Source organism: Isoptericola maris (assembly GCF_048065335.1).
Taxonomy (GTDB): Bacteria; Actinomycetota; Actinomycetes; order Actinomycetales; family Cellulomonadaceae; genus Isoptericola; species Isoptericola rhizosphaerae.
This window is the reverse complement of record NZ_JBLUNY010000010.1, coordinates 14,160-26,630: the sequence shown is the minus strand read 5'-3', so window position 1 is coordinate 26,630 and position 12,471 is coordinate 14,160. Positions and strand designations below refer to the sequence as shown.

The following is a 12,471-nucleotide window of genomic DNA, read 5'->3' as shown; positions in this document are numbered from 1 at the left end:
CGGCCGCTGTCTCAGGTGCTGCGCTCACGGGTGCTGCTCGAGGCGGGTCGAGAGCACGGCCGCCTGGACGCGGCGCTCCAGGCCGAGCTTCGCCAGAACGCTGGAGACGTAGTTCTTGACCGTCTTCTCGGCGAGGTACAGCTCGGCGCCGATCTGCCGGTTCGTGAGCCCTTGGCCGATCAGCGCCAGGACGCGGCGTTCCTGCGCGGTGAGGTCCCCGAGCGGGTCCGCCGCGGGATGGTCCTGCGCACGCATGCGCTCCATGACCAGCCGGGCCGCCCGCGGGTCGAGCGTCGACCCGCCCGCCGCGACCGTCCGGATCGCCGACAGCAGGTCGCTGCCGCGCACCTGCTTGAGGACGTAGCCGGCGGCCCCGGCCAGGATCGCGTCGAACAGCGCCTCGTCGTCGTCGAACGACGTGAGCATCAGGCAGGCCACGTCGGTGCCGGATCGCAGCTCCCGGCAGACGCTCACGCCGTCGCCGTCGGGCAGCCGGACGTCCAGCACGGCAACGTCCGGCCGCAGGGCCGGGATCCGGGCCAGCGCCTCGGCAGCCGACCCCGCCTCGCCGACGACCTCGAGGTCCGGCTCGGCCTCGAGGAGGTCGGCGACGCCGCGGCGCACCACCTCGTGGTCGTCCACGAGGAAGACCCGCACCGTCTGTTCGCTCATGGCGGTCACGCTACGCGTGCGAGGCGGTCAGCGCTGCTCGTGCGCCACGATGATCGGGCACTCGACGTCCCGGCCGAGACGGTCGGCGTCCGACCGGAAGATCCGCCCGAGGATCGGGGCGTGCGGACGGCCCCCGATCACCGCCAGGTCGTGCCGGCTCAGCCGGCGGGCCAGCACGTCGACGATCGACCCGCGTGCCGTCTCGACGGTCCACTGCACGTCCGGGTACTTCTGCTGCCAGGCGTCCAGCTCCTCGCGCAGACGAGCCGTCACGTCGCTCGCGTTCTCGTGCGCCCAGGCGGTCTCCATCGCGTACGGTCCGGCGATGAACTCCGAGCGCAGCGCGTGGACGAGCAGCAGCGGGACGCCGGCGTGCTGGGCCTCCTCGAACGCGACGTCGAGGACGCGACCCAGGTGCTCGTCGAAGTCGACGGCCGCCACAACCCGCCACACCGCTGCGATGACGTCGCCCGGGCAGTCCGAGTCGGCCGCGACGGGGTCGAACGGCACGATGGCCACCGGCCCCCTCGCCCTGGCCGACACGACCCCGGAGACGGACCCCAGGACGACCCGGTCGAAGGCGTTCAGGCCGCGCCGGCCGACGACGACGAGAGCGCTGGTCGCCGAGCGGTCGACGAGCGCGCCCGCTGCCGAACCGCTGACCGTCTCCCAGCTGATGTCGTCCGCCTCCGGCACCTGGCTCGCACACTCCTCGCGGGCCTTCGTCAGGTGCTCGGCAGCCCGTCCGACGACCGCGGCGGCCTCCTCTCGCATCGCGTCGGGACCGATGCCGTAGCCCGTGGCGCCCGGGACGGTCGCGACGTCGTACGCGCTCACCACCGTCAGAGGTGCCTTGCGGCGGACGGCCTCGGCCGCCGCCCAGTAGAGCGCCTGGTTGCTGTCCGTCGAGCCGTCGACGCCGACGACTACTCCGTGACGCTTGCTCATCACGTCCTCCTCGGTCGCTGTACTTCCATGGTGTGGCACCGACGACCTCGAGGCCAGGGACGGCCTCGAGGCGGTCGACGCGGACGATCCCGCGACGCGCTCAGCGCAGGACCGGGTAACGCTTGACCAGGTCTGTCGCTGCCCAGCGGCGCCCGAGACCGAACGTGTCGCCGGCGGCGACGGCGGCCAGGCCGATCAGGGCGACGGCCTCGATGAGGTGGTCGTCCAGGAACGGGTTGGTGTCGATCGGCAGGGCAGCCATCCACATCATGACCAGCAGCAGGGCACCCGAGACGGCGGCGACCCGCATCCCGATGCCGAGCGCGAGCGCCAGGCCGATGCCGAGCAGGCCGAGCATGAACAGCCAGTCGATGACGGCGACCCCGGCCAGCGCCCCGAAGAACCCGGCGAACGGGCCCTCGACGTGGCTCAGGAAGCCCTCCGTCGGCGAACCACCGGAGATCCAGGCGTTCTCGGCCGGTGTCGCCAGTCCCAGACCGAACGTCTTGTCCGCGAAGGCCCACAGGAACTGGAAGGCGATGAGCAGCCGGAGCACCGCGAACGTGATCGCAGCGACGGGCGAGAGCCCGGTGCGAGCCGGTGCGGTGGGGACGCCCTGCGTGTCCCGGACGGTGGTGGTCATGGTTCCTCCTTCGGCCGGGAGCCCGGCCCTCGCTGCCCGGTCATCTCCGGGCGACGAGACCAGCATCTCCACCGAGCACCGCGCCACGGCAGGGGGGAACGGCCCTCACCTGGGGGTACGTCGACCCTGATCGGCGGGCCAAAGGTCCCGATCAGGACACGCGGGGCGCCGAGAGAGCGTCGCCGCACCCCGCGCTCTCAGCTGCCGACGGGCGTCTTCGCTCCGTCAGTGCCGTCGTCGGCCGTCTGGTCCACGTCCTCCGCAACCCCGGCGTCCTCCGGCGCCGCGTCCTGGGGCGCCGCACCGTCCGTCGTCACGCCGTCCGTCGTCACGCCGGGGGCGGGGATGACCGCCACCACCTGGGGCGCCGTCAGCCGTGCCGCACGCCGACGACGGCGGCGCGGCACCAGCAGCACCGGCACGAGCACGAGGAGGGCGAGCAGGAGCAGCCCGGCGACGATCGCGGCCAGGCCGATCCACAGCGCGCGATCGGCCTGTTCGGAGGTCTCGTCCGCGAGCGCCGCCGCCCGGTCGAGCTCTCCGGCCGCGAGAGCGGTCCGCGCCTTCTGCGCCGTGGACTCGGCGTCGAGCAACGACTCGCCGAGCTCGGTGACCGGGCCGCTGTCCGCGGCGACGGCCCCGGACGCCTCGCTGACCTGCTCTATCGTGGTGGCGGCCTGCGGGAGCAGCGTCGCGAGCTCGGTGTAGTGGGCTTCGGTGCCGGCGTCCTCGTACGCGGCGCGCACCGTCTCCGGGACGTCGAGGCCGGTCGTCTCCGCAGCCTGCTGGACGGCGACCGCCTGCGGTGCGAGGGGGTCGAGCGCAGCCACCGCGTCCGCGGCCTCGTCGAACTTCCAGTCCGTCATGTCCCGCCGCAGGCCCAGCGGCACCTGCCACGCGCCGTCGGCCTCGTCGAGGTCCGCGTAGGCCGCACGGGCGTCGGTGCGCTGACCGAGCAGGGCCGCCCCGGCGCCGTCGACGACCCACTTCTCGTAGGCCTTCGTCCCGTCCACGCCACCCCGTTCGGCGACGAGGTCGAGGAACCGCTGCCAGTCCACCCGCCCGTGGTTCCTGCGGGTGTCACCCGGCTGTTCGTAGGCGCCCTCGCCGGCGTAGGCGGCCGAGACGACCGCGGTGAACTGCTCGTCGTCGAGGTCGCCCAACAGCCCGTGCACGGCGGTGTACGCGGCCGCGTAGGCGTACGTCTCGGTGTCGAGCTCGCGCGTGGACTCGGTCCAGTCGAGCAGCGGCAGGGCGCCGGCAGCCTGCCGCTTCGGGGCCTTGCGGGGCTTGCCCTCGCCGTCGACGGCGGCGATCACGCGGTACGCCGTGGTCTCGGTCAGCCCTTCGTAGAGCCAGCGGCCGTCGAACCGCTCGTCGTCGAACCAGGCGTGGCCCAGCTCGTGGAAGAGGGTGGCCTCGTCGAGCTCCTCGCCCAGGACGATCTCGTCCCCCGCGTCGTCGAACCACGCGTAGCCGAGCACCTGCGGGGAGACGTCCTCGCGGATGACCTCGATGCGGCCGGGCCACGGCGCGCCGAGGAACGATTCCAGGACGGGCATGCCGACGGCCACGCGGTCGGCCGCGAACTTCCGCCACGTCTTGTCCCCGGGGAAGCTCTGCAGGGTCAGGGTGGCGTCGCCGACCGTGACCTTTTTCTCGTCCGCTCTGGCGGGATCGCGCACCGACACGGCAGCCCACACCCCCCAGTCGTCGGTGGCCTCGTCCAGCGAGTACACGGTCTTCTTGCCCTGCTGCTCGGCGGTGAAGTCGGCGGTGGCGTCGAACGTCATCGCCTTCGGCACGACCACCTCGACACTGACCCTGCCCGGGTCGCCGGTGGCCTGCGCGGCGAAGGTGCCGTACCCGGGGCCGACGCGGGTCCACCGGTCGGAGCGGATCGGAGCACCACCGATCTCGTACGTCCACACGATGGTGCGGCTGCGTCCGTAGCGCAGCGGCGAGAACTTCGCGGTGGCCCACTGGACGTTCGGGTCCTCGGGCTCGGCCTTGAGGTCCACGGTGAGCGACGAGCCGCCGCTCGTGGCCCGCACGTTCTTGGCGCTGGTCGGCACGCCGATGCCGTAGGAGTCCCAGTAGTAGTACGTGTTGCCGCGGTCCGGCGTCACGTTGGTGATCGTCGTCGTGACCTTCGCCGTCACGGCGCCCTTGCCCTTGACGACGAACCGGGCGTGCGACTCCTCGGTGATCCCGTTGGCGGCGGCAGCGGGTGGGGCCACCGCCGGTGCGACGAGCAGGCCGCCCAGCCCGAGCGCGAGGGCGAGCACCGCCGTCGTCCCTCGGCGGAACATGCGCCCCGGTGTGATCGTTCGGGTCCGGTCCGCGCGTGCCACGTCTGCTCCGTCGTGTCGTTCGTCCGACGACCCGTCGGTCGTCGGGCCTGATCGTAGCGGTACCGGCAGGCGTCCGGTCGGCGTCCCGACAGGTAGACAGGGAGCGCTCCCCGCTCGCGCGACCATCACCCGTGGGGTAGACCGGAGGCATCGGTCTGGACATCGGGGGATGCCATGGAGAACGAGGCGGGCGCGACCACCATCGCGTTGTTGACGGCGTGCACTGATCCGGACCTCGGGATCCGATCACGGATCGTCCAGGAGCTCCTCGACGAGGCGAGCCGGGACCCCCGGCTGGCCCGTCAGGTGATGACCACGATGCTCACCGCGTCCGTGATGTCCCTGCGCGCCTACACGGACGTCGCCGAGCGGGACCCGCACGAGGTGCTGCAGGCGCTCGGCCTGTCCTGGTCCGCGCGGACGCTCGGTGTCTGACCCACCCGCCGAGGTGGTACCGCCGTCGCCGAGGTCGTAGCGCTGCCCGCTACCGCCGTCGTCCGCGGAGCTTGTCGATCTCGCGCCGCTCCCGCTTGGTGGGCCGGCCGGCGCCCCGTTCCCGGAGCCCGACGGCGGCACGTTCCTCGCGCGTCGGCACCGGCGGGCTCTGGTCCTCGTAGGCCTTGGCGGCGATCGGCGCGCCGACCCGCTTGGGGACCAGCTCGCGCACGACGACGATGCGCTCCCGCAAGGGATCGCGCCACGTGATGCGGTCGCCGACCGTCACGGACGTCGCCGGTTTGGCGACCGTGCCGTTGACCCGGACACGGCCGGCGCGCAGCGTGGAGGCGGAGACGGAGCGGCTCTTGAAGAGCCGCACCGCCCACAGCCAGATGTCGACCCGCATCCGCCTACTGTCCCACGACCGCGCCGGCCGGCGAGCCCGCTCCTACCTCGCGACGGCGGTGGTCGCGATCCGCTGGTCCACCGCCGTCACCGCGTGGACCTCGCCCGTCAGGGTGAGCGTCGCTCGGGGTGTCGCGGTCCCGGGGATGTCCCGGCGTGCGACCGCCTTCTCGTTGGTGATCGCGCCCCCGGTGGCCTCCTCCAGGTCGTCGAGACCTGCCCCGTCCGTCGCGGTGGCGTGCGAGCCGACCCACACCTGGACGTCGCCCGGCTCGACGACGCGCCGGTGGCTACGGTCGGTGAACGCGAACCGCGCGGCCGGCACGGCGAACGCGACGACCACCGACTCCTGCGGAGCGAGCTCGACCCGCTCGTAGGCCAGCAGCTGGACCACCGGTCGGGGCAGCGAGCCCACGACGTCGCGCCCGTACAGCTGGACGACGTCGGCACCCGCCACGTCGCCCGTGTTCGTCACGCGCACGGACACCGTGAACGAGCCGTGCGTCGGCGCCGAGGCGTCGACCTCCAGCTCCGAGTAGCCGAACTCCGTGTAGGACAGCCCGAACCCGAAGGGGCGCGCCGGCGTCGAGTCGGCCGACGTGACGTCGCTCGGACCGCCGAGGATCGGGTGCAGGTAGGTGTACGGCTGCGCCCCGGCCGATCGCGGCAGGGACACGGGCAGCCGCCCGGACGGGACGACGCCGCCGGCGACCACGCCCGAGATCGCCGTGCCACCCTCCTCGCCGGGGAAGAACGACTGGACCACCGCGGCCGGCCGCTGGTCGCCGTCGAGCGCCCAGTCGATCGCGTACGGACGCCCGGAGACGACGACCATGACGACCGGGGTCCCCGTGGCGACGAGCGCCTCGACGAGCTGACGCTGCGCGCCCGGCAGGTCGAGCGACTCGACGTCGTTCCCCTCGCCGACGGTGCCGCGGCCGAACAGACCGGCCTGGTCGCCGACGACGACGATCCCGACGTCCGCGGAGCGCACCGCCGCGACGGCCTCCCCGAACCCGGAGGTGTCCGTCCCGTCGACCTCGCAGCCGCGGGCGTGCACGAGCGTGGGCTGCTGCACGCCGGCGTCGGCGAAAGCACCGCCCAGCGCCTCGAACACGGTGGGGATCTCGAAGCCCAGCGGGTGCTCCGGGTGGTGCGCCAGCACGTGGTTGGCGAACGAGTAGCACCCCATGAGCGCGTCGGCCCGGTGGGCGTTGGGCCCGACGACCGCCACCCGGCGCGGTGCCTCCGACCAGCCGCTCAGCGGGAGCGTGCCGTCGTTGGACAGCAGGACCACGGACTCCTCGGCGAGCCGCCGCGCCACGGCGCGGTGCCGCGGGGAGTCCAGGTCGACGGTGCTGGGCGGCTCACCGGTGAAGGCGTCCAGGTCGAGCAGCCCGAGCTCTTCCTTCTGCGCCAGCGCCCGCAGCACGGCCCGGTCCACGAACGCCTCGTCGACCCGGCCGTCCCGCACCGCCTCGGCGAGCGGGGCGAGGTAGGCGTCACCGGTCGGGAGCTCGATGTCGAGACCGGCGGCGAGCGCTTGCCCGGCGGCGTCGCCACGATCAGCCGCCACGGCGTGCATGACCTGCAGGAACGCCACTCCGAAGTAGTCGGCCACCACGACGCCGTCGAAGCCCCACTCGTCCCGCAGGATCTCGGTGAGGTACTCGTGGGCGGCATGGTTGGGCACGCCGTCGAGGTCGTTGTACGACGCCATGACGGAGCGCGCACCGCCGTCACGCACAGCCATCTCGAACGGAGGCAGGTACGTGTCGGCGACCTCGCGCGGACCGGCAGAGACCGGGGCGTGGTTGCGCCCTGCCCGCGAGCCGGAGTACCCGACGAAGTGCTTGAGGGTGGCGTGCACCCCGGCGCCCTGGAGGCCCCGGACGTACGACGTCCCGACCGTGCCGACCACATACGGGTCCTCGGCGATGCACTCGTCGACACGGCCCCAACGCGGGTCCTGCACGACGTCGAGCACGGGTGCGAGGCCCTGGTGGATACCGAGCGTGCGCATCGAGTCGCCGATCACGGCGCCCATCTCCTCGACGAGCGCCGGGTCGAACGACGCGCCCCAGGCGAGCGGCGTCGGGAACGTGGCGGCCTGCCACGCGGCGAGGCCGGTGAGACACTCCTCGTGCACGAGCGCCGGGATGCCCAGCCTGGTCGAGGCCTTGAGCCGGCGCTGCTCGTCCCACAGCCAGCGGGCACGCTCCACCGGCTCGACCGGGCGGGTGCCGTACACCCGCGTGTAGTGGCCGATCCCGTGCCGGGTGACCTCGCCGAGCCGGTCGGACCCTGCCTGCCCTGCAGCCATCTCGCCCTGCATGGGCGCGACGACCTCCCCGCCCTGGTCGAGCCAGTACCCGACGATCTGGGCGAGCTTCTCCTCGAGGGTCATCTCCGCGTGCAGCGCGGCGACCCTGTCGGAGACCTGCGGGGCGGCAGGTGCCGGCCCGGTCTGGCCCTCGACCACGGTCTCGGTCGGCATGCGGTCCTCTCTCTGCGCGGTCATCCCTTCACCGCGCCCTGCAGTCCGTTGACGATGCGCTTCTGCATCGCCAGGAAGAACACGAGCGCCGGGATCATGGCGAGCGTGGTGAACGCGAACACACCGGCGGTGTCGGACGAGTGCTCGGAGGAGAAGTCGGCGACACCGAGCGGCAGGGTCTTCATGTCGCCCTGCAGCAGGAGCAACGGCAGCAGGTAGGCGTTCCACGACCCGACGAACGCGAGGACGCCGACGGTGACCATGCCCGGTCCGGACAGCGGGATGAGGATCCGCCAGAAGAACCCGATCCGGCTGGTGCCGTCGAGCTGCGCGGCCTCCTCCAGCTCCTGCGGCAGCGCCTGCAGGAACGGTCGCAGGATGACCACGGTCATCGGTAGCGCGAACGCCGCCTGCGGCAGCGCCACGCCCCACCAGGTGTTGCCGAGCCCGAAGTTCTGCGTGAGCAGGATGAACAGCGGGATCACCGCGACCGTGGCTGGGAAGAGGAGCCCGGCGACGAACAGCATGAACAGGGCCTCGCGCCCCTTGAACGCGTACCGCGCCAGCGGGTACGCCGCCATGACACCGAAGATCACGACGATCGCGGTGGTGATCACGGCGACGATCACCGAGTTGAGCGTGTACTGCCAGAACGACGGGTTGGTGACGACGCCCGCGTAGTTGCTGAAGATCCACGGGTCCGGCAGGGCTGCCGGGTTCTGCGTGAGCTGGCCGTTGCTGCGGAAACCGCCCAGCACGCCGTAGACGACGGGCCCGAGGGTCACGCAGACGACCACGAACGCGATCGCGTAGACGACCGGGTTGCCGCCCTGGAACTTGCCCGCGCTGCCCCGGCGGCGCTTGGCCGGCTGGGTCACGGCTGGAGTCTGAGTCGACGTGGTCATCACGCCACCCCCTTGGCGTCTCGGCGCAGGATCAGTCGCTGGTAGAGCACCGCCATGACCAGCGCGATCAGGAACAGGATCACGGAGGCGGCACCGGCGATCCCGAAGTTGTTGCTCCGGGTGCCCTCGTTGACGAGGAAGATCGCCATCGTGCTGGTGGCGTTCGCCGGACCGCCCTTGGTCAGGATCCAGACCATGTCGAAGAGCTGCAACGACCCGATCATGGACAGGAAGCCCCAGGTACGGATCGTGGGGCCGAGCAGCGGGACGGTGATCCGGCGCTGCACCTGCCACCAGGAGGCGCCGTCGAGCTGGGCGGCCTCGTAGAGCTCTTCGGGCACGCCCTGCAGACCCGCGAGGAAGAGGATCACGGCCAGGCCGAGGTACTTCCAGGTCAGGATCGCGACGACGGTCCACAACGCCAGGTCCATGTCGCCGAGCCAGCCCTGGGCCGGCGGCTCGAGGCCGACCGACTTCAGGAGCGTGTCGATCACGCCGTACTGCGGCTGGACGAGCTGGAACCAGATGACACCGGCCACGACCTCGGCGAGGACGTACGGCACGAAGATGATCGTGCGGAGCGCGCCCTGGCCCCACATCTTGCGGTTCAGCAGGAGTGCGATCGCGAGTCCCAGCGGGAGCTGGATGGCGATCGACAGCACGACGATGAGGAGGTTGTTCATCAGCGAACCGATGAACACGTCGTTGTTGAGGATCGAGACGTAGTTCGAGAGCCCGACGAAGTCCACCATGGGACCTCGGCCGTTCCACCGGAACGCCGACATCTGGACGGCCGTGATGACCGGCCAGACGATGAAGAGGATGAGCATCGCGAGAGCCGGCGCTACGAAGAACGCGATCTCGAGGTACTTGCGTCGTTCTGAGCGCTTCGCCCGCCCCCCCCCCCCCGCGGGCCGGGCTGCCGGGCCCCCGGTGCGGGGCGCCCGGGCCGCCGGACCGGAGGAGGTGGCAGGCGAGACGTCCGTCGCGACGGCCGCGTCGTCTGCCATCTCGGTCATCCCTGCGCTGCCGCGGCTTCTTCGATGGCGTCGACGACGTCCTGCGGGCCGGCCTCACCGGCGAACAGCAGGGCGATCTCGTCGTTCATCGCGTTACCGATGGACTGACCCAGACGGGTGTCCAGGTAGAGCTGGGCCTCACCGCCGCCGTCACGGACGGGGATGAGCTGCGCCAGCGTCTCGTTGGCCACCGAGTCGGTCGCCGCCGGGTTGGTCGGCAGACCCATGTCGAGCTCGGCGAAGCCCGTCTGAACCTCGTCGGAGACCAGGTACTCGGCGAAGTCGACCGCGACGTCCGGAGCGTCGTTGGAGACCGCCCAGGCGTCACCGCCACCCATCTGGTCGCTCGGGTCACCGGCCTGGCCGGGGAAGGTGGGGTAGGCGAACCAGCCGAGCCAGTCCGGCACGGTCTCGTCCTCGCGCAGACCACCGACGACACCGGGCTCCCAGTGACCGGCGAGCTCCATGCCGACGCGCTCGCTGGCCAGCAGGCCGGAGGCCGACGTCGGGCCCTCCTGCGCGCCCGTGGCCAGGAAGCCGGGGTTGAACGGCTCCTTGTCGAGGATGTCCTGGACGTTCTCACCGGCCTTGATGAAGCACTCGTCGGAGTAGTCACCGGACTCGATGGCGGCCTCGACGGTGTCGAAGGTGCACTCGCGGACGACGCCGTAGTACCAGTAGTGCGCGGCGGGCCACTTGTCCCCGGCGCCGACCGAGGCCGGGTCGATCCCGGCCGCCTTCAGCTGGTCGACGTAGCCGTAGAACTCGTCGATCGTCGGGCTGTCCGACACGTCGCTGATGCCGGCTTCCTCGAAGAGGTCCTTGTTGTACCAGAAGCCCACGATGCCCATCGAGAACGGCAGCGCGTAGACGCTGTCGTCCACGGTGTACTGACCGGTGAACGCGGAGATCTTCTCGACGCTCTCCGCGGCGTCCTCGGTGAGGTCGCGGAGCAGCCCGGCGTCGACGTCGTTCTGCAGCTCGCCGCCACCACGGCTCATGAAGACGTCCGGGATGCCCGAACCGGCCTGCATGGCAGCCTGGAGCTTGGTCAGCATGTCCTCGTGCTGCATGGCCTCGATCTGGACCGTGACGCCAGGGTTGGCCTCCTCGAAGTCCGCGGCGACCTGGTCGTAGTACTCCTTGCCCTCGCCGGTGTTCGAGTTGTGCCACCACTCGACGGTGGCCTCGCCACCCTCGGCGGTGTTCTCGGAGTCGGGCGACTCCTGGTCAGCCGTTCCCTGACCGGCACAGGCGCCTGCCAGGAGGGCGATGGTCGCCCCGAGCGCGACGGCGGTCGCGCCTCGCATCTTCCTCGTCATCGTGGAACCCCTTGGTCGTCGTCGACAGTGGTACTTCTGGTACTGCGGCTACGGGCGGGCCACGTGCACTCGGTGTCGCGGCTGCCCGTCCGATTCCTACCTTGGCAGGCGACCCGCAAATCCGTCAATCGTTTTCGATAACGGTTTCGACACGGCCGGACGGGGTGCGCCGCACGCCCTGGTTCCCGGATACTCTCGTCCTGTGAGCACCGCCGCCGACCCGCAACCCGCGGGAACCCAGTCCGGACCCATCGTGGGTCGCGTGACGATCTCCGACGTCGCGCGGGTCGCGGGCGTCTCCGTCGCCACGGTCTCGAAGGTCGTCAACCACCGCTACGGAGTTGCGCCGTCGACGGCGGAGCGGGTCCTCGGCGTCGTCGCCGAGCTCGGCTACGAGTCCTCGCTGGTCGCCCGCAGCCTGCGCCGGCAGTCGACCAACGTCGTCGGCGTCCTGGTGGCCGAGTTCGAGCCCTACTCCACCGAGCTGCTCAAGGGCATCTCCTCCGCCGTCGACGGCACCGGCTACGAGCTCCTCGCGTACTCCGGCGGCACCGACGGCGGCGCCATCACGGGGTGGGAGCGCCGCTCGCTCTCCCGGCTCGCCGGGACCCTCATCGACGCCGCCATCGTCGTCACCCCCACCATGGTGCTGTCCGAGGCCAACGGCATCCCGGTGGTCGCCATCGACCCGCACACCGGCCCCGAGGGCACGCACACCGTGGACTCGGACAACACCACCGGCGCGCGCGAGGCCGTCGAGCACCTGCTCGCCCTCGGCCACCGCCGCATCGCCCACCTCGGCGGCCGCCCCGACCTCGAGTCGGCACGCCTCCGCGAGCTCGGCTACCGCCAGGCGCTCGAGGCCGCCGGGCTCACCGTCGACCAGTCGCTGATCCGGGTGGGCGGCTACCGCCCCAACACCGCGGACACCCCGGCGCGCGAGCTGCTGGCGCCGTCCCGCGGCGAACGCCCCACCGCCGTCTTCGCCGCGAACGACCAGTCCGCCATCCACGTCATCGAGGTGGCGCACGACCTCGGCCTGCGCGTCCCCGAAGACCTGTCGGTGGTGGGCTTCGACAACGTTCCCGAGTCCCTGACCACCACGCCCGCGCTGACCACCGTGTCGCAGCCGCTGCACGAGATGGGCACCGAGGCGCTGCGCATGGTGCTCGACCTGCTCGAGGGCGCACCGCGCGAGCAGCACCTGCGCCTGCCGACGTCGCTCGTCGCCCGCGGCAGCACCGGCCCGGTCGGCGCCTGACCCGTCC

At 71.8% G+C, this 12,471-nt stretch carries 11 protein-coding genes; 2 read left to right on the top strand and 9 right to left on the bottom strand.

The genetic code is table 11. The features are described 5' to 3' along the window. Positions 1-24 precede the first annotated feature (24 nt). From ACH5HR_RS14010 to ACH5HR_RS13995, 4 genes are all read right to left on the bottom strand, one after another. On the bottom strand, positions 25-672 hold the full coding sequence (locus ACH5HR_RS14010; protein ID WP_402377070.1) for a response regulator: 648 nt from the start codon (positions 670-672) through the stop codon (positions 25-27). A 27-nt stretch (positions 673-699) separates the two neighbouring features. Further along, complete coding sequence (locus ACH5HR_RS14005; protein WP_402377073.1) at positions 700-1,620, bottom strand: universal stress protein; 921 nt, start codon at positions 1,618-1,620, stop codon at positions 700-702. Between the two features lie 100 nt (positions 1,621-1,720). Further along, complete coding sequence (locus ACH5HR_RS14000) at positions 1,721-2,263, bottom strand: hypothetical protein (RefSeq protein WP_402377076.1); 543 nt, start codon at positions 2,261-2,263, stop codon at positions 1,721-1,723. Positions 2,264-2,460: 197 nt separating this feature from the next. Next, on the bottom strand, positions 2,461-4,617 hold the full coding sequence (locus tag ACH5HR_RS13995; RefSeq protein WP_416478389.1) for a gluzincin family metallopeptidase: 2,157 nt from the start codon (positions 4,615-4,617) through the stop codon (positions 2,461-2,463). A 174-nt stretch (positions 4,618-4,791) separates the two neighbouring features. On the opposite strand from ACH5HR_RS13995, the gene ACH5HR_RS13990 reads away from it, so the two are divergent. After that, complete coding sequence (locus ACH5HR_RS13990) at positions 4,792-5,052, top strand: hypothetical protein (protein ID WP_402377081.1); 261 nt, start codon at positions 4,792-4,794, stop codon at positions 5,050-5,052. A gap of 49 nt (positions 5,053-5,101) precedes the next feature. Here ACH5HR_RS13990 and hslR read toward each other — a convergent pair whose 3' ends face one another. From hslR to ACH5HR_RS13965, 5 genes are read right to left on the bottom strand one after another with little or no spacing between them, the layout of a single operon-like run. Further along, a complete protein-coding gene (gene hslR, locus ACH5HR_RS13985) occupies positions 5,102-5,461 on the bottom strand; it encodes an Hsp15 family ribosome-associated heat shock protein (RefSeq protein WP_402377083.1) in 360 nt (119 codons plus the stop codon). Positions 5,462-5,503: 42 nt separating this feature from the next. Beyond that, a complete protein-coding gene (locus tag ACH5HR_RS13980; RefSeq protein ID WP_416478523.1) occupies positions 5,504-7,957 on the bottom strand; it encodes a beta-xylosidase/alpha-l-arabinosidase in 2,454 nt (817 codons plus the stop codon). A gap of 20 nt (positions 7,958-7,977) precedes the next feature. Further along, a complete protein-coding gene (locus tag ACH5HR_RS13975; RefSeq protein WP_402377089.1) occupies positions 7,978-8,862 on the bottom strand; it encodes a carbohydrate ABC transporter permease in 885 nt (294 codons plus the stop codon). Further along, positions 8,862-9,872, bottom strand: coding sequence for a carbohydrate ABC transporter permease (locus ACH5HR_RS13970; protein ID WP_416478521.1), 1,011 nt, complete (start codon positions 9,870-9,872; stop codon positions 8,862-8,864). The genes ACH5HR_RS13975 and ACH5HR_RS13970 overlap by 1 nt, the downstream gene beginning before the upstream one ends. A 5-nt stretch (positions 9,873-9,877) precedes the next feature. Then, a complete protein-coding gene (locus ACH5HR_RS13965) occupies positions 9,878-11,203 on the bottom strand; it encodes an extracellular solute-binding protein (RefSeq protein ID WP_402377094.1) in 1,326 nt (441 codons plus the stop codon). A 262-nt stretch (positions 11,204-11,465) separates the two neighbouring features. Here ACH5HR_RS13965 and ACH5HR_RS13960 point away from each other — a divergent pair, with 262 nt between their 5' ends. Then, complete coding sequence (locus ACH5HR_RS13960; protein ID WP_416478387.1) at positions 11,466-12,464, top strand: LacI family DNA-binding transcriptional regulator; 999 nt, start codon at positions 11,466-11,468, stop codon at positions 12,462-12,464. Positions 12,465-12,471: the final 7 nt, after the last annotated feature.

Coding starts and splice junctions, on each gene's coding strand:
- ACH5HR_RS13965 (WP_402377094.1), bottom strand. CDS start 11,203: ATGACGAGGAAGATGCGAGGCGCGACCGCCGTCGCGCTCGGGGCGACC.
- ACH5HR_RS13980 (WP_416478523.1), bottom strand. CDS start 7,957: ATGCCGACCGAGACCGTGGTCGAGGGCCAGACCGGGCCGGCACCTGCC.
- ACH5HR_RS14010 (WP_402377070.1), bottom strand. CDS start 672: ATGAGCGAACAGACGGTGCGGGTCTTCCTCGTGGACGACCACGAGGTG.
- ACH5HR_RS13970 (WP_416478521.1), bottom strand. CDS start 9,872: ATGGCAGACGACGCGGCCGTCGCGACGGACGTCTCGCCTGCCACCTCC.
- hslR (WP_402377083.1), bottom strand. CDS start 5,461: ATGCGGGTCGACATCTGGCTGTGGGCGGTGCGGCTCTTCAAGAGCCGC.
- ACH5HR_RS14005 (WP_402377073.1), bottom strand. CDS start 1,620: ATGAGCAAGCGTCACGGAGTAGTCGTCGGCGTCGACGGCTCGACGGAC.
- ACH5HR_RS13975 (WP_402377089.1), bottom strand. CDS start 8,862: ATGACCACGTCGACTCAGACTCCAGCCGTGACCCAGCCGGCCAAGCGC.
- ACH5HR_RS14000 (WP_402377076.1), bottom strand. CDS start 2,263: ATGACCACCACCGTCCGGGACACGCAGGGCGTCCCCACCGCACCGGCT.
- ACH5HR_RS13990 (WP_402377081.1), top strand. CDS start 4,792: ATGGAGAACGAGGCGGGCGCGACCACCATCGCGTTGTTGACGGCGTGC.